Origin of the sequence: Streptomyces sp. CS113, assembly GCF_002188365.1 — a bacterium.
GTDB classification, from domain to species: domain Bacteria; phylum Actinomycetota; class Actinomycetes; order Streptomycetales; family Streptomycetaceae; genus Streptomyces; species Streptomyces tendae.
In genome coordinates, this window is record NZ_KZ195574.1 from 3,384,073 (window position 1) to 3,406,654 (window position 22,582).

Here is a 22,582-nt window from a genome sequence, read left to right on the forward strand (position 1 = left end):
TTCCTTACGTGGACTGGGTGAGCGTGGGGGTGGTTTCGACAGCGGGGTCGAGGGCGTCCAGGGACGGACCCAGGAGCCAGGTCGCGATCTCCCGTACGGCGCCTTCGCCGCCGGGGACGGTGGTGACCGCGCGGGCCGCGCCGCGTACGGCGTCGTGGGCGCTGGCGACCGCCACGGGCCAGCCGACGAGGGCGAAGCACGGGAGGTCGTTGACGTCGTTGCCGACGTAGAGCACGCGTTCGGGCGCGATGCCCTGTTCCTCGCACCACTGCTTGAGGGCGAGGTCCTTGCGGTCGATGCCGTGCAGCACGGGCAGCTTGAGCTTGCGCGCGCGGGCGGCGACGACCGGGTTCACCTCCGTGGACAGGATCAGCATCGTCAGGCCGCTGCGGCGCAGGGCGGCGATGCCGAGTCCGTCGCCGCGGTGCACGGAGACGAACTCCCGTCCGTCGGAGTCGATCAGCACCCGGTCGTCGGTCTGGGTGCCGTCGAAGTCGAGGACGACCGCGTCGATGTCCTGCGCGGTCGGCAGGGCGCCGGGCCGGGCCGCGTCGAAGTGCGGTGCCAGGGCGCGGGCGCGGGCCAGGTCGTGCGGGTCGTCGATCTCCAGGACGCGGGCCGGGTCGGTGCGGACCAGTTCGGTGCGGCCGAAGAAGCGGTGCTGGTGCTTGCGGAAGCCGGGGGCGGCCATGGCGTAGGCGGCGCCGGTCTCCAGCAGGTCCTGGGGGCGGTCCTGGCGGCGGGGGCGGTACGACTTGTCGTGGTTGACGCCGTGGCCGCCGTCGGCCCCGCCCGTCTCGTCGGCACCGTCGCGCCAGACGAAGCCGTGGAACGGGGCGACGGTGACGGCGGTGTCCGCGCCGTCCTCGACGACCGCGCCGGCCACCCCGTCGACGTCCTCGCGGACCAGGAAGGGGCTGGTGCACTGGACGAGCAGGACCACGTCGACGGCGGCGCCGTGCAGGGCCTCGTGGGTGTCCATGGCGTGCAGCACGGCGGCCTCGGAGGTGGCCGTGTCCCCGGCGATGGCCGCGGGCCGCAGGACGACCTCGGCACCCGCCTCCCGGGCCGCCGCGGCGATGGCGTGGTCGTCGGTGGAGACGACGACGTCCGTCACGAGGCGGGCGCCCAGGCACTCGCGCACCGCGCGGACCACCAGGGGGACGCCGCCGACGGGGGCGAGGTTCTTCGCGGGCACTCCCTTGGAGCCGCCGCGCGCGGGGATCACGGCGAGCACCCGGCGCACCGAAGCGCCCTGGCCCGCTTCCGGGTTGGTCATGGGCTGTACTCCTTGGAGACGGTTCGGGCCGGTCACAGCTCCCCCATCCGCCGGATCACCGGGGCGACCCGCTGGACGCCGTGCCGGTAGGCGCCGCGGGCCGCGCGGCGCACGACCTGGCGGACCGGGCCGGGCGCCCGGTCGGCGGCCGGGGCGCCGGGCAGCGGGGTGCCGTCGGGGGCGAGGTGGTGGCGGGCGAGGATGCCGGGGAGGTATCCGGGGGCGGTGACCGGTGTGTAGTACGGGGCCAGCGGCGGCAGCCCCCCGGGCCGGGCCAGCAGGGCGGCGATGCGCGCGCGGGCCTCGTCGAAGGCGGTGTCGTAGCCGCCGTCCGCCGCCACGCCCTGCCGGGCGACCCACTCGGGGTCGGGGGCCGGGCGGTGGCCCGCGTCGAGCTGGTCCCAGGAGGCGAGGCAGCCGGAGCCCACGAAGTGGTGGTTGCCGAGCGCCTCGCGCACCCCGAGGTCGCTCAGGACGACCGTGGGGATGCGGCGGTGCAGGGACTCCAGGGCCGCCGTGGAGCTGATGGTGACCAGCAGGTCGGTGCGGTCCAGGACCTCGCCCATGTGGCCGTAGACCAGGCGGAAGTTGGGCGGCGGGTCGGCCCGCTGCACCAGCTTCTGGTAGGGCAGCTCCTCGATGTGCGTGGTGTGTTCGCCGGGCTTGGAGCGCAGCTTGAGCACGACCTCCCGCTCGGGGTGGAGGCGGGCGTGGCGGATCAGCCGTTCGAGGAGGTACGTACGGTCCTTGCGGTTGTCCGGCACCGAGGGCTGCGCGGCGAAGACCACCGTGTAGGGGCGGTCGCCGTCGGGCTCACCGGCGTAGCCGGCCCCGCCCAGGAAGGGCAGGGCGACCTCGGTCACCGCGGCGGCGTCGGCGCCGACTCCCTCGTACACCGCGCGGAAACGGTCCGCGTCCTGGCGGGAGTTGGCGAGCACGAGGTCGGCGCCGTGGCGCAGCAGCAGGCCGTCGGCGAGCTTCTCGTAGACGACGCCGACGTAGCCGGTGACCACCACGGGCCGCTCGGCGCGGTCCTGCCAGACGCGGCCGAGCCCGTGCAGCATCGCCTGGACACCGCCGCCGACCAGGGCGAGCACGAGGACGTCGTAGGAGTCCTCGCCCCGCGCCCCCTCCATGGCGCGCAGGAACTCGACGGCGGTCACCTCGCGGAGCGAGTCCGCGCTGACGCCGACCTCCTGGAGCTGGCGGGCGGTGGGGGTGGCTCGGCCGCGCAGGAGGTAGCCGTCGAGGTGGATCTCCGTGTCCCCGGGGCGGACCCGGGTCGCGGTGAGCGCGCCCCATTTCCACCGGGTGTCGGAGTCCGCCAGGACGGCGACTCGCAGGGCCTTCGTTGCACTTGCTGGCACGTCGTAGACGCTAGGAAGCCATTTCTAGGAACCGCCCAACCGGAATCCAACAAATGGTGAACAGCACATCGCCGAATGGCGAATCGGCCCGCCCTGGCCCCGGAAAAGGATCCGCTTCACCGCTTCGCCACGCCGCGTTCACCGGGAATAAAGGAACCGGTAAAGCCGAATGCCGGACCGTCGCATAACGTCGCCGACGTGCCCAAGCTCTCCGTCATCGTGCCGTTCTACAACGTGCGGCAGTACGCCCCAGACACCCTGCGGAGTCTGCGCGCCAACGCGCGGGACGACTTCGAGTTCATTCTCGTCGACGACTGCTCCACCGACGGGACCGTGGACCTCCTCGCGCGCGCGGAGCGGGAGCTGCCGGGGGCGGTGCTGGTCATACACGAGAAGAACGGCGGCCTGGCGACGGCCCGCAACACCGGCATCGACCGGGCGCGCGGCGAGTACCTCGCCTTCCTGGACGGCGACGACTGGCTGGCGCCGGGCCACTGCGCCGACCTGGTGACCGCCATCGAGAAGCTGGACGTCGACTTCGTGCGCACCGACCACGTGCAGTGCACGGGACGCAACCGCACCCTGCACCGGGTCCCGCACGGCCGCCGCAACAGGGCCCTGCGCCCGCGCGACGCGATCCTGCCCGCGCACCGCACCACCTCCGTCGACTACGCCTACGCGTGGGCGGGCGTCTACCACCGCCGGCTGGCCGAGCGCGGTCTGCTGCACTTCACCGACGGGCTGCGCACGGCCGAGGACCGGCCGTGGATCTGGAAGCTGCACCGGGAGGCGGAGTCCTTCGCGGTGACCGGGCTGCTCGGCGTGTTCTACCGGCGCGGGGTGGCGTCCTCGCTCACCCAGATCGGTGACGTGCGCCAGCTCGACTTCATCCGCGCCTTCGACGAGGTGCTCGCGGGGGCGGCCGGGGACCCGGACGCCGCGCGGCTGGTGCCGAAGGCGGTCCGGACGTACTGCGCGATCATCTCCCACCACCTCGGTTCCATCGAGCGGTTCGAGCCCGGTGTGGCCCGGATACTGAAGGAGCGGAGCGCGGCGGCGCTGCGGCGGATGCCGCAGGACGCGCTCGACGAGGTGCTGGACACGATGGACGCCGAGCGCGCCACGCGGTTGCGGCGGCTGCGCCGTCGCGCGGGCGCGGCGGCCACCGGCCGGCCGGCCGAGGAGGCGGCGGCATGACCACGCAGATCTTCCTGGCGTCGACGCTGTACGGCACGGCCACGCTGGCCGCGGCCCTGGACTCCGGCTGCTTCGACGCGGCCGACCGGCGGATCCTGCTGGTCGCCAACAACGCGGCGACGCCCGAGACGACCCCGGCCCTGGACGCCGCGCCGGGGTTCGAGCGGCTGCGGGGCCGGTTCGACGACGTGGTGTCGTGGAACGAGGCGATCTCTCCCTTCCACCCCGGCGACTGGTCGCCGCGGGCCGGGGACGTCCCGCTGTGGGAGCGGCACCTGCGGCTCGCCTGGGGGCTCGGCGACGACGACGTGGCGCTGGCCGTGGAGTCGGTCCACGTGCCCCCGGCGATCGGCGTGGCGCAGATCTTCACCGACGCGCCCCTGACCGTCTACGCGGACGGTCTGATGAGCTACGGGCCCACCCGCACCAAGCTGGCCCCGCTGGTCGGCACACGGGTGGAGCGGCTGCTCCACCTGGACCTGGTGCCGGGGCTCGCGCCGCTGCTGCTGACGGAGTTCGGCGTCGAGCCCGAGGTGGTGCCGTCCCCGGCGTTCACCAAGGTGCTGGCCGAGTTGGCGGACACCGGCCCCGGGCTGCCGGACGTGGAGCGGCCCGCGGTGCTGCTCGGCCAGTACCTGTCGGCGCTGGGCATCCTCTCCGCCGAGGAGGAGGAGGACCTGCACGTGCGGATGCTGACCGGCGTCGCCGGGCTCGGGCACACGCGCGTGGTGTTCAAGACGCACCCCACGGCCCCGGCCCGCTTCACCCGGGTGCTGGAGGAGGAGGCCGGGCGGCTGGGGGTCGACCTCACCGTGGTGGAGACACCGGTGCTGGCCGAGGTGCTGTTCCGGCGGATGCGTCCGGCGCTGGTCGTCGGCTGCTTCTCCACGGCCCTGCTCACCGCGTCCGCGCTGTACGGCCTGCCGGTGGCCCGGGTCGGCACCGAGCGGCTGCTCGACCGGCTGACGCCGTACGAGAACAGCAACCGCGTGCCCGCCACGCTCGTGGACGCGCTCCTGCCGGACCTGTCGGACCCGGCCGCGGTCGCCGGTGGACTGCGGGACGCGGACGCCGAGGAGCTGGCCGCGCTGGTGCGGACCGTCGGGTTCGCCATGCAGCCCAAGGTGCTGCCGGAGCTGCGGCCGGAGGCGGAGGCGTATCTGCGCGCGCACCTGGACGCCCGCACCTGGCGGTACTTCAAGAAGCGCAGGCTCACCTCGCTGGGCCTGCCGGGCGGCATCCCGGCCCGGCTGGGATTCCTGCCGCACAACTCCACGGCCCGCAGGGTGGTGCGCCGGGCGCGGTCCATCCGGCGCTCGATCGGGCGGTGACGGCCGGCCGGACGGCCACCGGAGGGTGAGTGTTCACCCGCCGTCCGCCCGCAAGCCACCCGCGGACCGTCGCCCTGGGGCACATTCGGCGTCCGGTCGGAGAACGGTGGAACGCGTGACGAAGCCCCTGGCGGGATTGTTCAAGGCACGGCAGCGGGAGGCATCCTGGCCCGGCCCGTACGCCCGGAGCATGCGCCTGTGCGGCGAGCACCTCGCCGCACAGGAGCCCGGGGCGGCCGGGGCCACCGGCCCGCAGGTCCGGCTGACCCGGGCGATCGGCGCCTTCGCGGCCTCGCTCGACGGTCCGGCGGCGGACCCCTTCGACGCCCTGCTCCAGGTCGGCGAGCGCGCGCTGGAGGCGGGCGGGGAGCACGGCCTCGGACTCGCGCTGGGGCTCGCCGAGTCGGCGGCCGGGATCCGGCGGCGGTCCAAGGGGGCATGGCGGCTGCGTGGCCTGGCGCTGGACGGGCTGGGCCGCGACGCCGAGGCGCTGGAGTGCTACGAGCGCTATGCCGCGCTGCTGTCCGACGGCCGCCCGGCGCCCGAGGTCGCCCGCCGGACGGACACCCTGCACCGCCGCCGGGCCTGCCTGGAGGCGGCCGTCGCGCTCTTCCCCGCCGAGGGTTCCGAACTGCGCGAGCTGCTCGCGGAGCCCACCGCGACCACCGCGGTGCTGGCCCCGCGCTTCGACGCCTACGTGCGGGCGGTGGTGGCCGCACACGGCCCGGCCGACCCCGCGGTGCGGCGCCTCCTCGCGCTGTACGGCTCCTACCGGCGGCTGGGCGAGCGGGACCGGGTACCCGACCCGCTGCTGGGCGGCACCACCCCCGTCGACGTCGGCGGTCTGCGGGCGCTGGTCGCGGGACGGACGGTGTGCGTCGTCGCGAACGCCGGCGACGTGTCCGGGAGCACGCTGTGCGCCGAGATCGACGGCTACGACCTGGTGGTGCGCTGCGACTCGTTCCGCCTGCGGGCCGAGGGCACCGGCGGGCGCACCGACCTGCACGCCGTCACGCTGCGGGGCGACACCCCGTGGGATGGACCGGCGTGGACGCAGCGGGCCGGGGTCCGGCTGGTGTTCGGCGACCCGGTGGCCGGCTGGCGCCGCGCCGTCCGGGAGCGGATCGTGCCCGGCGCGCAGGACCACCTCGCGGACGCGTCGCTGCGCCGCCCCCTGAGCGACCCGGCGCTGCTGGGCGAGGGCGACTGGGGTGCGGCGCCGACCACGGCCTTCACCGTGCTCCGCCTCCTGGACTTCCTGGACGCGAGCCCCCGCCTCGATCTCGTCGGCTTCACCCCGGCCGGCCGGCTGCGGCCCCGGGAGGCCGAGTGGGTCGCACGCCGCGCCACGCACGTCGACGACAGCAAGATGAGGACCGCCCTGCGATGACCCACCCCTCCGCCTCGACGCCCCCCAACGCCTCGACCACCTCGACCGCTGCGTGCTCCCCCACGGCGCCGACCGCCCCGGGCGCCGCCGCCGCTGCGGCCGCCACCACCGCGGGCACCCTCTCCGCCTCGACGTCCCCCAACTCCTCGGCCGCCTCAGCCGCCTCGGCCGCTGTGGGCTCCCCCACGGCACCGACCGCCACGGGCCCCGCCACCGCCGCGGGCGCCCTCTCCGCCTCGACGTCCCCCAACTCCTCGGCCGCCTCGACCTCCTCGACCGCTGCGGGCTCCCTCGCGGCACCGACCTCCACGGGCTCCGCCACCGCCGCGGCCGCCGCCACCGCGGGCGCCCTCTCCGCCTCGGCCGTCTCGGGCTCGGCCGACTCTGCGGGAGCCCTCGCCTCGTCCGCCTCCCACGCCGCCCCCGCCTCCCACGCCGCGTCCGCCGCCGCGTCCGCCGACGACCGGAGTGCCGTCACCGGTCGGCGGCGGATCGCGTTCGCCGTGTACGTCGACGAGGGCGGCCTGGCCGGTCTGGCCGTGCTGGTCCGGAGTCTGGTGCTGAGCAACCCCCGAGTGTGCGAGGACGTGGTGGTGTTCCACCCCGGGCTGCCCGAGGCCTCGTTCGACGCGGTGCGGCGGCTGCACCCGCGGGTCGTCACGCGCCGCGCCGGGGACCGCGGCGCCGTCCTGCGGCCGGCGGGGTACGACACCGTCGTCGCCCTCGGCACCGCGTCCGTCGTCCTGGGCGACCTCGGCGAGCTGCTGCGGATGCGGTTCGGCGTGGCGGCCGTGCCGCAGGTGCTGTCCCCCGGGGAGGACGGGGAGCGGCGGGCGGTGCTGCCGGACGGTCTCTTCGTGGTCCAGTGCGCCGACCTGGACGAGGCCCTGGCCGAGCGGCTGGGCGACCCGGGCGGCGCCGACCCGGTGGCCGACGGCGACGTGACGCCACTGGACGCGCGCTACGACTTCCTCGCCCGCCGGCTGTACGGCGACCTGCCGGTGCCCGCCCCGGTCGCCGTACTGCGCTTCACGGGGCCGGCCGACGCGCCGGGGTACGGTCCGGCCACCGAGGCGTGGCGCCGTTTCGAGATGGGCGACGAGGAGTTCCGGGCCGCCTACCGCGCCCTGCCCGGCGGCAAGCACCCCGACCTGCTGGCGCACCTCGCGCCGCCGCTGCTCAGGGCGCGGCCCTCGCTGGACCTGGCCCGCACGGTCGCCGACGTGTACCGGGGGCAGGGCCGCTACGACGAGGCCGTGGAGGTACTCGCCCCGGTCGTCGCGGACCGGCTGGACGCGCCGCGCTGCCACGAGACGCTGGGCGTCTGCCTGATGGCACTCTCGCGCTACGACGAGGCGGAGGCCCACCTGCTGCTGGCCGCCGCCTCCCCCGACCTCGCCCCCCGCGCCTTCGCCCAGCTGGCCCGGCTGGCCCACCTGTGCGGGCGGGAGGCGGACGCGCACGCCTACGCCCGCGAGGGCCTGGCCGCCGACCCCACCGACGCGGGCTGCCACGCCTGGTACACCCGCACCCGTCCGGACGTGCCCGGGCCGCGCCGGCCCGAGGGCGCCGCCGCCGAACAGCTCGCGCACGTGGCGCTGTTCGCGGAGGGCCGGGAGAACGCCGGGGACCGGGTACTGCCGGAGGCGGTGCGCCTGTGCTTCGGCGCGGACACCGGCCCGGGCCGCTGGCACCCGCAGCCGGTGCACCGGCTCGTCGACGAGGCGGCCCTGGAGGAGCTGAACGCGCGGCGCGGGGTGGTCGTCGGCGGCGGCGGGCTCTTCCTGCCGGACACCTCGCCCAACGGCAACAGCCACTGGCAGTGGAACGTGCCGGACGCGCTGCTGGCCCGCGTGACCGCGCCGCTGGCGGTGTTCGCGGTCGGCTACAACTTGTTCGACGGGCAGCGCTACCGGCGGGGCCGGTTCGCGGAGAGCCTGCGGGTGCTGGTCGAGCGGTCGGCGTTCTTCGGGCTGCGCAACCACGGTTCGATCGAGCGGGTCCGGGAGCTGCTGCCCGCCTCCCTGCGCGACCGGGTGCGCTACCAGCCCTGCCCGACCACGGTCGCCCGGCACCTGGTCCCGGGGTGGACGGATCCGGCCGAGCGGTCGGACACCGTCCTGATCAACTGCGCCTACGACCGAGCGGGGCTGCGCTTCGGCCACGACTACGGCCACTTCCTGGCCCAACTGGCCACCGCGCTGCGCACCCTGCGGGACCGGGCGGACGTCCGGTACGCGGCGCACATGCCGGCCGACGAGCGCTTCGTGCACGACCTGCGGCGCGAGCACGGCATCGCCCTGCCCGTCGAGCAGCTCTACGACATGCCGAACGACGCGATCCGCGACCTGTACCGGCGGGCCCGGCTGGTGATCGGGATGCGCGGGCACGCCGGGATGATCCCGTTCGGCTGCGGGACGCCGATCCTGAGCCTGGTGTCCCACCCGAAGCTCGCCTACTTCCTGACGGACGTCGGGCACCCGGAGTGGGGGCTGTCGGTGCACGACCGGAGGCTGGGCCCGCGGCTCGCGGAGCGGGCGTCCGCGCTGCTCGACGACCACGCGGCGGCCGTGGCCGACGTGCACGGCGCGCAGGAGGCCCTGTGGCGGACCACGCGGTCGAACATCGCGGAGCTGCGGGACACGTTCGGTCTCGGTAAAACCCCGGAACGGGCCTGAAACACCAAGAATTCACTTCCGCTGCGAACGGAGTTCTCCTTTCCGAGCCCGCACGGCCACCGCCGGATCCGGGCGCCTGGTTAGCCTGTTCCAATCTCCCCTCATCTCTCCCACCCTCGAACGTGAGAGGCACGCGTGCCGAAACTGTCCGTCGTCGTTCCCATGCACAATGTGGAATCTTTCGCCGAGAGCACTCTGAGAAGTCTCGCCAACAACGCGGACCCGGACTTCGAATTCCTGCTCGTCGACGACTGCTCCACGGATTCCACGCCGTGGTGGATCGACCGCTGGACGGACGGGCGCACCGACACCCGGGTGATCCGGCACGAGACCAACCGAGGCATAGCGCAGGCCCGCAACAGCGGTATCGACGCGGCCCGGGGCGACTTCGTCACCTTCCTCGACGGCGACGACTGGTACGGGCCCGGTTATCTCACCGAACTGGTGCGCTGGGTGGAGGAGTTGGACTGCGACTTCGCCCGCACCGACCATGTGCAGGCCACCGGCACCGAGCGGGTGGTCCGGCGGCCCCCGGCGCCCGCGCGCAACATCGTGATGGACCCGCGCGACGGCATCGCGCCGCCGCACATGGAGACGATGGTCGACTACCCCTTCGTCTGGGCGGGGATCTACCGGCGGCACCTCTTCGACAACGGCGGCATGCGCTTCGCCACCGAACTGCGCACCGCCGAGGACCGGCTGTGGATCTGGCGCCTGCACCTGAAGGCCGCCACGTACGCGTCGGTGGGCCTGCACGGGGTGTTCTACCGGCGGGGCGTCGCCACCTCGCTCACCCAGATCAAGGACTCCCGGCAGCTGGACTTCATCCCGGCCTACGACATGCTCCTGGAGGACCTGGCGCAGGACCGGGAGGCCGAACGCTTCCTGCCCAAGGCGGTACGGACGTACTGCGCCATGATCGCCTTCCACCTCGGCAAGGTGGACGAGTACGAGTCCTCGGCGGCCCAGCGGCTTCGCCGGGAGGCGCGGGACGCGCTGCACCGCATGCCCCAGCACGTGTTGGAGGAGACCCTCCGGACCATCGACAGGACTCGCAGCAGGCTGCTCGGCCGCCTGCGTGACGGGCGGAAGGCTGCCTGATCCATGCCCCACAAGACCCAGATCTTCCAGGTCTCCACGCTCTACGGCGCGGCCACCCTCGCCGCGGCGCTCGACGCCGGCCTGTTCGGGCCGCGCGACAGCGCCCGGCGCGTCCTGCTGGTGTCCAACAACGCGGCGATACCCGAGACCGCCCTGCGCCTGGACGAGATGCACGGGTACGGGCGAATAACCGGCCGGTTCGACGACGTGGTGTCGTGGAACGAGGCGATCCGCCCGCACCACCCCAGCGCCTGGGGCCCGCGCGGCAACGACGTGTCGCTGTGGCAGAAGGCCTTCCGGCTCGCCTGGGGCATCGGCGAGCGGGACCTGATCGAGCTGGCCGTCGAGTCGATCCAGGTCAACCCGGCCCGCGCGCTGGCCGCGATCTTCTCCGAGGCGAGCCTTCACGTGTACGCCGACGGCCTGATGAGCTACGGCCCGACCCGCGAGAAGCTGCCGCTGACCCTCGCGCGCCGCATCCGCCGCCTGCTCCACCTCGACCTGATCCCGGGCCTGCGGCCGATGCTGCTCTCGGAGTTCGGCGTGGAGCCCGAGGTCGTCCCCGACGCGTCGTTCCGCGCGGTGCTCGACGAGATCTCCCGGGAAGCGGCCGACGGCCCCGAACTGGCGCCCGTGGTACGGGAGAAGCCGACGGCCGTGCTGCTCGGCCAGTACCTGGCGGCGATCAACATCCTCACCGCGCAGGAGGAGGAGGACCTCCACGTCCGGATGCTGACCGGGGCCGCGCGGGCCGGGCACCGCTCCGTCGTCTTCAAGCCCCACCCGACGGCGCCCGCCGGCTACACGGCGGCCCTGAGCAAGGCGGCCGCGGACGCCGGCGTACGGCTCACCGTGCTGGACGCGCCCCTGCTGGCCGAGACCCTGTACGACCACTGCGCCCCGGAACTCGTCGTCGGCTGCTTCTCGACGGCGATGGTGACCGCCTCCGCCTACTACCGGGTGCCCGTCGCGCGGGTCGGGACGGCGCTGGTGATGGAGCGGCTCAAGCCCTACCCGAACAGCAACCGGGTGCCCCTGGCCGTCGTCGACCACCTGGTGCCCGACCTGGAGGGCGGCCGGGAGCCGGCGCTCGTCGGCGCGGCGCCCGAGTCCCTGGCGCCGCTGGTGCGGGCCATCGGTTTCTGCATGCAGCCCAAGACGTACGCGGAGTTGCGCACGCCGACGGAGGACTGGCTGCGCGGCCACCTCTCCGCCGTGCCCGGGTACTACTTCCCCGAGCTGCGGCTGACCGAGCTGGGCCTGCCCGGCAGCCGCCCGCAGCTGCGCGCGAAGCTCCAGGTGCGGCGGGCCAGGCGGGTGGTGCGCCGGGCCGTGCGGCGCGGTGCCGGAAAGAAGTAGGAGGAAGTAGCAGGTGGGCCGGAGCCCCCGCCCGGACGGCGGGGGCTCCGGCGTCCTCGTGCCGGGTCAGCCCAGCCAGCGGCCCAGCCGCAGCCGCGTCCACGCCAGGGCGGCGGCGAACGACAGCACGACCGTGACGGCCGTCAGACCGGCGAGAGCGCCCGCGGCGCCCGCCCAGCCCGCGTCCGCCGACACCAGCCGCGGGGCGAGCGCCTCCAGGAAGACCAGATGGACCAGGTAGGCGCCGAAGGAGGCCCCGGCGAGCCTGCCGAGCAGCGGCCGCAACCGCTCGGGCACCCTGATCCGGTCGAGCGCCATGAGCAGGGTGCCGGCCAGCAGCGCCACCACCACGGAGGCGTACGGGCTCGGGAAGTGCACCCGGTGCTCGTAGACGGCGACCGCGGCCCACGCGCAGAGCCCGCCGGCCAGCCACAGCAGGCGTCGGCGCCGGCCCGCGACCGCGGAACCCGGCAGCGACAGCAGGACGGCCCCGGCCACGGCGTACGCGATCTGGTAGACGCCGAACTGCCAGGCGAACGGGGGCACGCGCACGTCGAGGAGGCGCCCGAGGTCGCCGAGGAGGGTCGGGGCGAGCGCGAGGCCGAGCAGGGCGGCGCCCGCGCCCCAGGGCCGCTTGCCGTTCCTGACCAGGACGGCCACCGACAGCAGCAGGATCACCGGGACGTAGGCGTACAGGTACCAGAGGTGGAAGGCGGGCCGCACGGAGGCGAACACCGCGTCCCGGGCGAGCTGCGCGGTGGGTTCGGTGTTGGCGTCCCGCGCCCAGTCCCACAGCAGGTAGAGGGCGGTCCACACGGCGAGCGGCACGAGGATGCGGGTCAGCCGCTTGCGGACCTGCCGGCCGTCGCGGGGCGGGGCCCCGCTGAGGACGACCCAGCCGGCGATGGCGAAGAACAGCGGTACCGCGCAGCGGCTCAGCGCGTCCCCGGTGAGCCCCGTCCAGTAGACGGGCCCGCCCTGCGCGGGGTCGCGGTCGACGGCCTTCATCAGTTCGCCGGCGGCGTGGCAGACGATGACCCCGACCGAGGCCAGCACCCGGACGAGGTCGACGTCGTACCGGTGTTCCCCGCGGGGGCGTGCCGCCCGCTCCTGGGCGGCGGCGGGGGTGGCGGGGCGGACCGGCTCGGTGGCGGTCAGGGGCTCGGCGGCGATGGGTGGTCACTCCCGGGTTGGACGCACGGGCCCGGCGCCGTGGGCCGGGCCGGGGGATCGGCATGCCGCGTCGCGCGCGCTCGCACCGCGGCGCCGCGCGGCGCGTCGGTGCAGGCTATGAGAGGCCCGCGAGCGCCGGAAAGCGGCGCCGGATGAACATCGGCGACATGTGCGTGACCCCCCGGTGAACACCGGGAGCCGCCATCGTCCGGCCATCCGCCGTTCCGCAGAAGTTCGCCCCCTGGTCCCGTCCGGAGGCTGCGTCCCGGGCGCGGTACCTCCCTAGTCTGGCCTCACCCACCCCACTGGCGTTCCACGCACCCACGTTCACTTCCGTGACGGATAGAGGTCGTTGACCCATGAACAGCCGTACCCTGATCCGCAGTTCCGCCGGCCGGCGCCTGTTGCGTCCCGTCGCCGATCTCATCGATCAGCGCATCGAGCGGCGGATCCGCGCCGCGGAGTCCCGCCGGCCACCGGTGCCCGACGCCGAGGTCACCGAGAAGCAGCAGCTCACCTTCGAGCTGCTGGTCGGACCGTCCGGGCGCGGCATCTCCCGGATGGTGGCCAAGGGGTCCCTGGAACGGCTGCACCGCGAGGTCGCGGCGCTGGCCGGGGACCGGATCGCGGCCGAGCGCAACGTGGCCACCGCGTACCGTCTGCTGATCGCGCTGGAGTCGCTGGGCGTGGGCCGGGTCGCGGGCGGCACCATGAACATCTGCGGCAAGCTCGCCTCGATCCCGCTGCTCGGCCCGCCGAACGACGAGGTCCTGGAGATAGGCACGCTGTACGGCATGTTCTCCACCGGTCTGCTGCGGATGCTGGAGCGCGACGGCCGCAGCCCGGCGCTGACCATCGTGGACCCGTTCGCCGGTGTGCAGCTCCAGCCCGGCACCACCGTGCGTCCCGACCCGACGGGCACGCCGGTCGACGAGCACGCCGTGCGCACCAACCTCGCCCTGGCCGGTCCGGCCGGCGCGGCCGCCCGCGTCCGGCAGGGGTTCTCCGAGGACCCCGACACCCGAGCGGCCGTCTCCGACCGCTCCTACGGCGTGATCGTCATCGACGGCGACCACTCGGCGAAGGGGGTGCGCCAGGACCTCCAGTGGGCCGAGGAGATCGCCGCGCCCGGCGCGATCGTCGTCCTGGACGACTTCGGGGACCCGAGCTGGCCGGGCATCGAGGAGGCGCTCGACGAGCACCTGAAGGACGACACCCGCTTCACCTACCTCGGCAAGGCGGCCCACTCCGCCTTTCTGCGGGCTTCCTGAGGGGCTCCCCGCGGGTTTCGCGGAGGCCTCCCGGGCGGGCTGCGCACGGTGGCGCACCGGACCCATTGGGCGATACGTGCGATTTTCCGACCGTCGGATCGCGTGTGCCGACTCCATTTCCGGCGTCGAGGGGGCATCCTCGCCTCATGGCCACTGCGCAAGTCACGCACGAGTACCCCGGTGAGCTGAACGACGTCCCCGGCTGGTTCTGGCCGCTCGACCAGGTGCTTTTCTCCTGGTTCCTGGAGCGGCAGGAGCGGCTGGACACCCGCGGCGACCTGCTGGAACTGGGCGCCTACCTGGGCAAGAGCGCGATCCTGCTCGGGCACCGGCTGCGGGACGGCGAGACCCTCACGGTCTGCGACCTGTTCGGCGCCGAGCCGCCGGACGCGGCCAACCGGGCGGAGGCGGCGAAGTCGTACTCCTCCCTCACCCGCCAGGCCTTCGAACGGAACTACCTCGCCTTCCACCCCACCCTGCCGACGATCATCCAGGCGCCCAGTTCCGCGGTCGTCGACGAGGTCGCGCCGGGCACCTGCCGCTTCGTCCACATCGACGCCTCGCACCTGTACGAGCACGTCGAGGGCGACATCGGCGCGGCCAAGGAGCTGCTGGTGCCCGACGGCATCGTCGTCCTGGACGACTTCCGCAGCGAGCACACCCCGGGCGTCGCCGTCGCGGCCTGGGAGGCGGTGCTCAACCGCGGGCTGCGCCCGGTCTGCCTGAGCAGCCAGAAGCTGTACGGCACCTGGGGCGATCCGGAGCCGGTGCGGGAGGAGCTGCTGGCGGCGCTGGGCGGGCGCGACGACATCGCCGTGACCGTGGAGCGGGCCGCCGGGCACCGGCTGGTGCGAACCCGCGCCCGGGGCAAGCGGCTGCGGCCGCCCTCGCTGCCGTCCTCGCGGCACCCGGCGCCCGCGCCGGCCCCCGCGGCGGGCCCCGAGGCGGGCCGGACGGAGGCCGTCCCGGTGCCCGGCCGGACCCCGCAGGCCCGGCCGGCGGCGCGGCCCGCCCGGACGGCCCGGCCGGCGACCCCGCGGGACCGCACCCGGCGGCTCGCCCTGGACCTGCTGCCGCCGCTCGTCACGCGGGCGGTGCGCCGGTACCGGGCGGCGCGGCGGGCGAAGGCGGGCAGGACGCCGGGGACGGCTCAGTCGAGGCCGTAGGACGCCGCGACACCCGCGATCACCAGGGCCAGCGACTCCTCGAAGTGCCGGTCGTAGTCCATGAAGATCTCCGCGCCCGCCGCGGCCGTCAGCGGGTAGTCGGCCAGCAGGCGGGCGCGTTCGTCCACGTCGAAGCCCTCCCGGCGCTCGCCGGGCAGGGGCTCGACGCCCTGCTCCTCGGTGACGAAGCCGAGGGTGAACAGATACGTCGTGTTGGTCGCCCGCACCGCCTGCGCGAGGGTGAGCCCGGCGGCGGTGAACAGCCGCAGGGTCCCCTCCATCTGCTCGGCGTGCACCGCGCCGGTGAAGCGTGAACCGCTGAACACCTTGGCGCCGTCGCGGTAGGCGAGCAGGGCCGCGCGCAGCCCGCGGTTGGCCTTGAGCAGCCGCTCCCGCCAGGTGTCGGCCGGGTCGAGCGGGGTCCCGGCGACCATCCGCCGGTACATCTCGGTGGCCATCTCGTCGAGCAGGGCCTGCTTGTCCTTGAAGTGCCAGTAGAGGGCGGGCGCCTTGACGTCCAGCTCCCTGGCGATGGCGCGCAGGGTCAGGCCGTCCAGACCGACCTCGTTCAGCAGCTTCAGCGCCGTGTCCGCGACCCGTCGGCGGTCGAGGGGGGCGCGTCGTTCCGTACTCACACTTGACAGCTTAACGACGTTAAGGCCATTCTCGAACCCGGACGGCACTTAACAAAGTTAAGGAGACTTGTCATGAATGTCGCGGATGTACGGGAAACCGAGGTTCTGATCGTCGGCGCGGGCCCCACCGGCCTGGCCCTCGGGATCGACCTGGCCCGGCGCGGGGTGGACGCGCTGGTCCTGGAGAGCGCGGGCAAGCTGTTCCCGGGTTCGCGGGGCAAGGGCTTCCAGCCCCGCACGATGGAGGTCTTCGACGACCTCGGCGTCGTCGACGCGATCCACGCGGTGGGCGGCACCTACCCGATCGGCATGATCTGGAAGGACGGCGAGCGGGTCGGCGAGCACCACATGTTCGAGCCGGCCGAGCCGAGCGAGGACTCGCCCTACAACAGGTCGTGGATGGTGCCGCAGTGGCGCACCCAGGAAGTCCTGGCGGAGCGCCTGGCGGAACTGGGCGGCACGGTCGCCTTCCACCACGAGGTCACCGGTGTCGTGCAGGACGCGCAGGGCGTGACCGCGCACCTCGCCTCGGGCCGTACGCTGCGCGCCCGCTACCTGGTCGCGGCGGACGGCGGCCGGTCGGCGGTGCGCCGGGCGCTGGGCATCGGCATGACCGGCGAGGACGTCGACCCGAACCCGACGCTGGTGGCGGACGTGCGGATCAGCGGCCTGGACCGGGAGAACTGGCACGTCTTCCCGCCGCGCGGGGGCGACGACCTCCTTGCCGTCTGCCCGCTGGCCGGCACCGAGGACTTCCAGGTGATGGCGCGGTTCCCGGCGGGCTCGGAGGTCGACACCTCCCCCGACGGCATCCGCAAGGTCGTCGCGGAGCGCTCGCACATAGCCGCCGAGGACGTCACCGAGGTCCGCTGGGCCTCCGACTTCCGGCCGCGGGCGGCGCTGGCCGACCATTTCCGCGCGGGCCGGGTGTTCATCGCAGGCGACGCCGCGCACGTGCACTCCCCCGCGGGCGGTCAGGGGCTCAACACCAGCATCCAGGACGCCTACAACCTGGGCTGGAAGCTGGACGCCGTGCTGAAGGCGGCCGCCCCGGCCGCGCTCCTGGACAGCTACGAGGAGGAACGGCGCCCGGTCGCCGCGGACATGCTCAACCTGTCGACGGCCGTCCACCGCGGCGAGGTGCAACGCGGCAAGGCGACCCGGCAGCTGGGGATCGGGTACCGGGACTCGTCGCTGACGGTGGAGTCGCGGGACGCCGTCGGCGAGGACGCGGTGCGGGCCGGGGACCGCGCGCCGGACGGGACGGTGGCCGGCGTACGGCTCTTCGACGCCTTCCGGGGACCGCACTGGACGCTGCTGGCGCTGGGCGTCGACGCGCCCGGCGGCGGCGTGGGCGCGGCGGTGCCGGTGGTGCACGGGGGCGCGCACGGGGCGTACGGGACGGGGCTGTTCCTCGTACGGCCGGACGGCTACGTCGGGTGGGCCGGCGACACGCCGGCGGGGCTCGACGCCTACCTGGGCCGGTTCGGGCTGAGCGCCTGAGGCCCGAACCGGTTCCCGCGTGCCCTCAGAAGGCGTCCGAGGGCACGTACGTCCCCCAGACCTCCCGCAGCGCGTTGCACACCTCGCCGACCGTCGCGCGGGCCCGCAACGCGTCCTTCATCGGGTACAGGACGTTGTCCTCGCCCTCGGCGGCCTTCTTCAGCGCCGCCAGGGCCGAGTCCACCGCCGCCCGGTCGCGCTCCGCGCGGAGCCCGGCCAGGCGTTCCGCCTGCTGGGCCTCGATGGCCGGGTCGACGCGGAGCGGCTCGTAGGGCTCCTCCGCGTCGAGCTGGAAGCGGTTGACGCCGACCACGACCCGCTCGCCGGAGTCGGTCTCCTGGGCGATGCGGTAGGCGGAGCGCTCGATCTCGCCCTTCTGGAAGCCGTGCTCGATCGCGTTGACCGCGCCGCCCAGGTCCTCGACCTTGCCCATCAGCTCGAGCGCCGCCGCCTCGACGTCGTCGGTCATCCGCTCCACGACGTAGGAACCGGCGAAGGGGTCGACGGTCGCCGTCACGTCCGTCTCGTAGGCGAGGACCTGCTGGGTGCGCAGGGCGAGCCGGGCCGACTTGTCGGTGGGCAGTGCGATGGCCTCGTCGAAGGAGTTGGTGTGCAGGGACTGCGTGCCGCCGAGGACCGCGCCCAGGCCCTGCACGGCGACGCGGACCAGGTTCACCTCGGGCTGCTGGGCGGTCAGCTGCACGCCCGCGGTCTGGGTGTGGAAGCGCAGCATCAGCGACTTGGGGTTCTTCGCGCCGAACTCCTCGCGCATCACCCGCGCCCAGATCCGGCGGGCCGCGCGGAACTTGGCGACCTCCTCCAGGATCGTCGTACGGGCCACGAAGAAGAAGGACAGGCGGGGCGCGAAGTCGTCCACGTCCATGCCGGCCGCGACCGCGGTGCGCACGTACTCGATGCCGTCCGCGAGGGTGAAGGCGATCTCCTGCGCGGGAGACGCGCCCGCCTCGGCCATGTGGTAACCGGAGATCGAAATGGTGTTCCACTTCGGGATCTCGGCCCGGCAGTACTTGAAGATGTCGGCGATCAGGCGCAGCGAGGGCTTGGGCGGGAAGATGTACGTCCCGCGCGCGATGTACTCCTTCAGCACGTCGTTCTGAATCGTGCCGGTGAGCTTGTCCGCGCTCACGCCCTGCTCCTCGGCGACGAGTTGGTAGAGCAGGAGCAGCAGCGCGGCCGGGGCGTTGATCGTCATCGACGTCGAGACCTTGTCCAGCGGGATCCCGCCGAACAGCACCCGCATGTCGTCGATGGAGTCGATGGCGACGCCGACCTTGCCGACCTCGCCGCTCGCGATCGGCGCGTCGGAGTCGTGGCCCATCTGGGTGGGCAGGTCGAAGGCGACCGACAGGCCCATGGTGCCGTTGGCGATGAGCTGCTTGTAGCGGGCGTTGGACTCCGTCGCCGTGCCGAAACCGGCGTACTGGCGCATCGTCCACGGCCGGCCCGTGTACATCGACGGGTACACGCCCCGGGTGAAGGGGTACTTCCCGGGCTCGCCCAGCTTGTCGGCCGCGTCCCAGTCCGTCAGGGCGTCGGGCCCGTAGACCGGTTCGATGGGCAGCCCGGACTCGGTCTCGCGCGTCATGGTGTGATGCCTCCCGCTGAGCACATGTGCGTACCGCTCGGACTACCCGTCATTTACCCGCCGGTACAGTCCGGCACTTCGACGGACTGTATCCGCGCGCGTGCACCCGGTGGAGAGGCCCACGCTGGGACCTTCCTCACAACCTCGGTGCGGTCCCGGTCACAACGATGCCGTGCCGTTCGCGGCGCGTCATCCGGGGGAACACATAGAGGACGTCGGTGCGGGACCGTGGGACGACGGGGGGCCGTGATGCGTGGGGCGGGCATGGGGAGCGCGGGACGGGCGGGCGCCGTCGCGCTCGGGGCCGTGCTGGTGGCGGGCGGCTGCACCGTGCAGGGCACGGGGCCGGACGGCAAGGGGCGCGCGCCGGTGCGCATAGAGGTCACCACCGGGGCGCCGTCGAAGAGCCCGTCGCCCCGGGACCGGCGGTCGCCGGCCGCGCCGCCGGCCGGCACGAAGGCCGCGCCACCCCCGGCCGGGACGAAGGCCGCCAGGGTGCTGTGGGAACGGGGCGACAGCGGCCGCGACGTCCGTGAGCTCCAGGCCAGGCTGCGCCAGGTCGAGTGGCTCGTGGACGGGCCGACGGGCACGTACGACGACCTGACCGAGCGCGCCGTCAGCGGTTTCCAGGGTAAGCGCGGGCTGCCGCGGACCGGCCGCGCGGACACCGTCACCTGGCAGCGGCTGCTCGGGATGTCGCACGAGCCGGGCAAGTGGGAGCTGTACCTGATGGGCGGCCAGCCCGCCGCCGCGCCGGACCCGCGCTGCACGAGGGGCCGGGTGCTGTGCGTCAGCAAGTCGAGCCGGACGCTGCGCTGGATGGTCGACGGGCGGACCGTGTCCACGATGTCCGTGCGCTTCGGCTCGCAGTACACCCCCACCCGGGAGGGCGTCTTCGAGGTCTACTGGAAGTCCCGCCACCACGTCTCGACGCTCTACGACTCGGCCATGCCGTACGCCATGTTCTTCAGCGGCGGCCAGGCCGTGCACTACTCCTACGACTTCGCCGCGCACGGATACGCGGGTGCCTCGCACGGCTGTGTCAACGTGCGGGACGAAGCGGCGATCGCGGATCTGTACGCACAGGTGAAGAACGGCGACAAGGTCGTCGTGTACTGGTGAGGGGCCGAGGCGGTGACACCGCCGTACGGCGAAGGGGGCGCGGGCGGGACCGGGGGAACGTGTCCCGCCCGCGCCGAGGTGCACGAGCCGCAGGTACGGGGGGAACCCCGGCTCGGTGCGAAAGCCGATGACCAGTCGGCTCACTCATTACTGCGCCACGGCGGCCGAAAGTGTCACACCTCCCGGCGAGAAAAGCCTCGCCGTCCACGAAAGCGCAGGTCAGGCGGCATTCGCGGGGGACGGTGACGCATGGGTCGGATAGGCGTGGGGTGCGTAGGTGAGCCGCTGCGGCGGGCGGGACTCGTGGGCCGAGGGGGCGTGCGGGCCGGGGCGGCGGGGACGGTCGGGGCGGTCGGGGCGGTCGGGGCGGTGGGGATCGCGGGCGGGCGGGGCTATGCCGGCCTCGTCGTCGGCGTCGTCGCCGCTGCCGCCGTCCTCGCCGTCGTCGCCCTGGCCTCCGTGGCCGTGCTTCTTCCCGCCGTTGCCCTTGCCGTCCTCGCCCTTGCCGCCGTTGCCGTTCTTGTCGCCGTTGCCGCTCTTGCTGCCCTTGCCGCCCTTGCCGCCCTTGCCGCTCTTCTCGTCCCGGCCGTCGCCGTCGCCGGTGGCCCCGCGCAGCTCGCCGTCGCGGGTCCTGTCCGCCGCGTCGCCCTGGTCGCCGCCGTCCCGGCCGCCGCCGTCGGCTCCGGCGAGGAGGCTGCCGCAGTACTTCATGACCCGCGCCGCTCCCCCGGCCGCCTCCTTCAGGGCGCGCCGGTGGGCGGTGTCGAGTTCCTTGCCGGCGCGCACCTTGCGGCAGGACGCGGCGAGGCTCGACCGCCGTCCGTCCAGGCCGCCCGCGTCCCGGTCGTCGGCGTCGGGCCCCCGGGTCTCGCCGCCGTCCCGCGCGGTGCCGCCGCCGGAGGCGCCCGGGGTGCTGCCGGGTGCCGCCCCGCCCTGCACGCCCTCGAGCGGCGACGGCGGGACGGAGGGACGCCCGGAGGAGGCCGCGGCCGAGACGGTGGCGGCGGGTTCCGCTTCGCCGCGGTCGAACGGCGTCGGCAGCACTCCGGTTCCGGCCGCGGCCGCCACGCCGCCGATCATGCCGACGGTCAGCGCGGCGGCCAGCCCGAGGCGCAGGGGGCGGCTCCGGCGCGGACGCCGGGCGCCCTCGCCGCGCGTGCCGATGCGGACCAGACCGGCCTCGGGGGGCCGGGGTACGACCCCGTGACCGAGGGCGCCCGCGGCCGGTGCCGCCTCGTCGGCCCGCTCGGCGCGCACCTTGCGGAAGGCGGCCAACGCGGCGGCCTCGCCCGGGAGTTCCTCGCCGGTCGGCACCGGTGGGGCGGAGAGCGCACCGAGGGCCACGACGAGTCGTCCGGCCCGGTCGCGGGTCGCCGGGTCGGTGCTCTCCAGCCCCTCCAGCGGCTCTCCGCGCAGCAGGAGCTCCGCCGTTTCGCGGTCCAGCCACTTGTCCTGCTCGTCGGCCATCACATGTCCTTCTGCGTCCGCGTACGCGTATGCGTCACACTCGCGGACGTCACCGCACGGCCGTGCGGTTCTCGCTGCGGCGGCAGGGCGTCGAGCCCGCCGCCGGATTCCGGATCGCCGCCGAGCAGTTCGGCCAGGCGCTTCAGGCCGCGGTGCGCCGCCGTGCGGACGGCGCCCGGCCGTTTGCCCAGGGTCTCGGCGGCGCTCTTGGCGTCGAGGCCCACCACCACGCGCAGGACGACCGCCTCGGCCTGGTCCTGGGGGAGCCGGGCGATGAGGGAGAGGGTGCTGCCGGTGGCCAGTGCCTCCATGGCCTCGCCCGCGGTGTCGGACTCCGCGGGTCGGCCCGTCAGCTCCGTCTCGTCGCCGCCGATCGCCGGCCGGCGGCCGCGCATGCGGATGTGGTCCAGCGCGCGGTTGCGGGCGATGCGGGCGGCCCAGCCGCGGAAGCGGTCGGCGTCGCCGTCGAACCGTTCCAGGTCACGGGCTATCTGGAGCCATGCCTCGGAGGCCACGTCCTCGGCGTCGTGATCACCGACGAGCGTGCGCACGTATCCCAGCAGCCGCGGCTGCACGGCGCGGTACACGGTCCGGAACGCGGCCTCGTCCCCGTCCTGTGCCGCACGCACCGCGGCGGTCAGCTCCGCGTCGTCCCCCAGCACCGAGAAGCCTTTCTGCGCCTGAGCCGGCGCCGCTCTCGCGGACGTGGTCCTCGCCGTCGTGGTTTCTCATCGATGGTTGCGGTGGTCTCCCGCAAGCCCGTGGCGGGAGCGAGCCCCCGCCGCATCGGCGCGAATGGCACGTTACGTCTTGAAACCGCCACTCGTCCATGTCCCCCTCGCATTGCCGTACAAGATGCAACTAACCCGTGACGCGGTGAGGTGTGACAGAAAACGCAGTCTCGGCGCTGAAGGGAGTACGGGCCGCCGCGCGGCCC

17 protein-coding genes are annotated in these 22,582 nt (G+C 74.2%); 10 read left to right on the forward strand and 7 right to left on the reverse strand.

The window, feature by feature from the left end:
- Nucleotides 1-4: 4 nt before the first annotated feature.
- Nucleotides 5-1,279 (reverse strand): N-acylneuraminate cytidylyltransferase, encoded by a 1,275-nt coding sequence (locus B9W62_RS14635; RefSeq protein WP_087807608.1) that lies wholly within the window; start codon nt 1,277-1,279, stop codon nt 5-7.
- A gap of 32 nt (nt 1,280-1,311) precedes the next feature.
- Nucleotides 1,312-2,646 (reverse strand): DUF6716 putative glycosyltransferase, encoded by a 1,335-nt coding sequence (locus B9W62_RS14640; RefSeq protein ID WP_087807609.1) that lies wholly within the window; start codon nt 2,644-2,646, stop codon nt 1,312-1,314.
- Nucleotides 2,647-2,844: 198 nt separating this feature from the next.
- Here B9W62_RS14640 and B9W62_RS14645 point away from each other — a divergent pair, with 198 nt between their 5' ends.
- The 6 genes from B9W62_RS14645 to B9W62_RS14675 all read left to right on the forward strand — a co-directional run bounded on the left by B9W62_RS14645 (nt 2,845) and on the right by B9W62_RS14675 (nt 11,702).
- A complete protein-coding gene (locus tag B9W62_RS14645) occupies nt 2,845-3,843 on the forward strand; it encodes a glycosyltransferase family 2 protein (protein WP_087807610.1) in 999 nt (332 codons plus the stop codon).
- Nucleotides 3,840-5,174 (forward strand): polysialyltransferase family glycosyltransferase, encoded by a 1,335-nt coding sequence (locus B9W62_RS14650; protein WP_087807611.1) that lies wholly within the window; start codon nt 3,840-3,842, stop codon nt 5,172-5,174. The genes B9W62_RS14645 and B9W62_RS14650 overlap by 4 nt, the downstream gene beginning before the upstream one ends.
- A gap of 115 nt (nt 5,175-5,289) precedes the next feature.
- Entirely contained in the window at nt 5,290-6,564 is a 1,275-nt protein-coding gene (locus B9W62_RS14655; protein ID WP_087807612.1) for a tetratricopeptide repeat protein, read from the forward strand.
- Nucleotides 6,561-9,242, forward strand: a complete 2,682-nt coding sequence (locus B9W62_RS14665) for a polysaccharide pyruvyl transferase family protein (protein WP_256976352.1) — start codon at nt 6,561-6,563, stop codon at nt 9,240-9,242. Before B9W62_RS14655 ends, B9W62_RS14665 begins: the two co-directional genes overlap by 4 nt.
- A 135-nt stretch (nt 9,243-9,377) precedes the next feature.
- The gene (locus B9W62_RS14670) at nt 9,378-10,343 is read left to right on the forward strand and encodes a glycosyltransferase family 2 protein (protein ID WP_087807613.1); all 966 of its coding nucleotides are present in this window, start codon (nt 9,378-9,380) and stop codon (nt 10,341-10,343) included.
- Between the two features lie 3 nt (nt 10,344-10,346).
- Nucleotides 10,347-11,702, forward strand: coding sequence for a polysialyltransferase family glycosyltransferase (locus tag B9W62_RS14675; RefSeq protein ID WP_087807614.1), 1,356 nt, complete (start codon nt 10,347-10,349; stop codon nt 11,700-11,702).
- Between the two features lie 66 nt (nt 11,703-11,768).
- Here the strand turns inward: B9W62_RS14675 and B9W62_RS14680 are convergent, their stop codons facing one another.
- A complete protein-coding gene (locus B9W62_RS14680) occupies nt 11,769-12,755 on the reverse strand; it encodes an acyltransferase (RefSeq protein ID WP_373433737.1) in 987 nt (328 codons plus the stop codon).
- A gap of 479 nt (nt 12,756-13,234) precedes the next feature.
- On the opposite strand from B9W62_RS14680, the gene B9W62_RS14685 reads away from it, so the two are divergent.
- Nucleotides 13,235-14,146, forward strand: coding sequence for a class I SAM-dependent methyltransferase (locus tag B9W62_RS14685; RefSeq protein WP_087807616.1), 912 nt, complete (start codon nt 13,235-13,237; stop codon nt 14,144-14,146).
- Nucleotides 14,147-14,292: 146 nt separating this feature from the next.
- Nucleotides 14,293-15,312: a class I SAM-dependent methyltransferase gene (locus B9W62_RS14690; RefSeq protein ID WP_087807617.1), complete on the forward strand. Its 1,020-nt coding sequence runs from the start codon at nt 14,293-14,295 to the stop codon at nt 15,310-15,312.
- Here B9W62_RS14690 and B9W62_RS14695 read toward each other — a convergent pair.
- Complete coding sequence (locus B9W62_RS14695) at nt 15,297-15,947, reverse strand: TetR/AcrR family transcriptional regulator (RefSeq protein WP_087807618.1); 651 nt, start codon at nt 15,945-15,947, stop codon at nt 15,297-15,299. The two genes, B9W62_RS14690 and B9W62_RS14695, sit on opposite strands and share 16 nt — an antisense overlap.
- A 72-nt stretch (nt 15,948-16,019) precedes the next feature.
- Here B9W62_RS14695 and B9W62_RS14700 point away from each other — a divergent pair, with 72 nt between their 5' ends.
- Nucleotides 16,020-17,450 (forward strand): FAD-dependent oxidoreductase, encoded by a 1,431-nt coding sequence (locus B9W62_RS14700; protein WP_087807619.1) that lies wholly within the window; start codon nt 16,020-16,022, stop codon nt 17,448-17,450.
- Between the two features lie 25 nt (nt 17,451-17,475).
- Here B9W62_RS14700 and B9W62_RS14705 read toward each other — a convergent pair whose 3' ends face one another.
- A complete protein-coding gene (locus tag B9W62_RS14705) occupies nt 17,476-19,056 on the reverse strand; it encodes an acyl-CoA mutase large subunit family protein (RefSeq protein ID WP_087807620.1) in 1,581 nt (526 codons plus the stop codon).
- Between the two features lie 264 nt (nt 19,057-19,320).
- Between B9W62_RS14705 and B9W62_RS14710 the strand changes: the two genes are divergently transcribed.
- Entirely contained in the window at nt 19,321-20,178 is an 858-nt protein-coding gene (locus B9W62_RS14710) for a L,D-transpeptidase family protein (RefSeq protein ID WP_373433687.1), read from the forward strand.
- A 219-nt stretch (nt 20,179-20,397) separates the two neighbouring features.
- Here B9W62_RS14710 and B9W62_RS14715 read toward each other — a convergent pair whose 3' ends face one another.
- Nucleotides 20,398-21,645 (reverse strand): hypothetical protein, encoded by a 1,248-nt coding sequence (locus B9W62_RS14715; protein ID WP_087807621.1) that lies wholly within the window; start codon nt 21,643-21,645, stop codon nt 20,398-20,400.
- Nucleotides 21,645-22,307 (reverse strand): RNA polymerase sigma factor, encoded by a 663-nt coding sequence (locus tag B9W62_RS14720; RefSeq protein ID WP_087807622.1) that lies wholly within the window; start codon nt 22,305-22,307, stop codon nt 21,645-21,647. Before B9W62_RS14720 ends, B9W62_RS14715 begins: the two co-directional genes overlap by 1 nt.
- Nucleotides 22,308-22,582 lie beyond the last annotated feature (275 nt).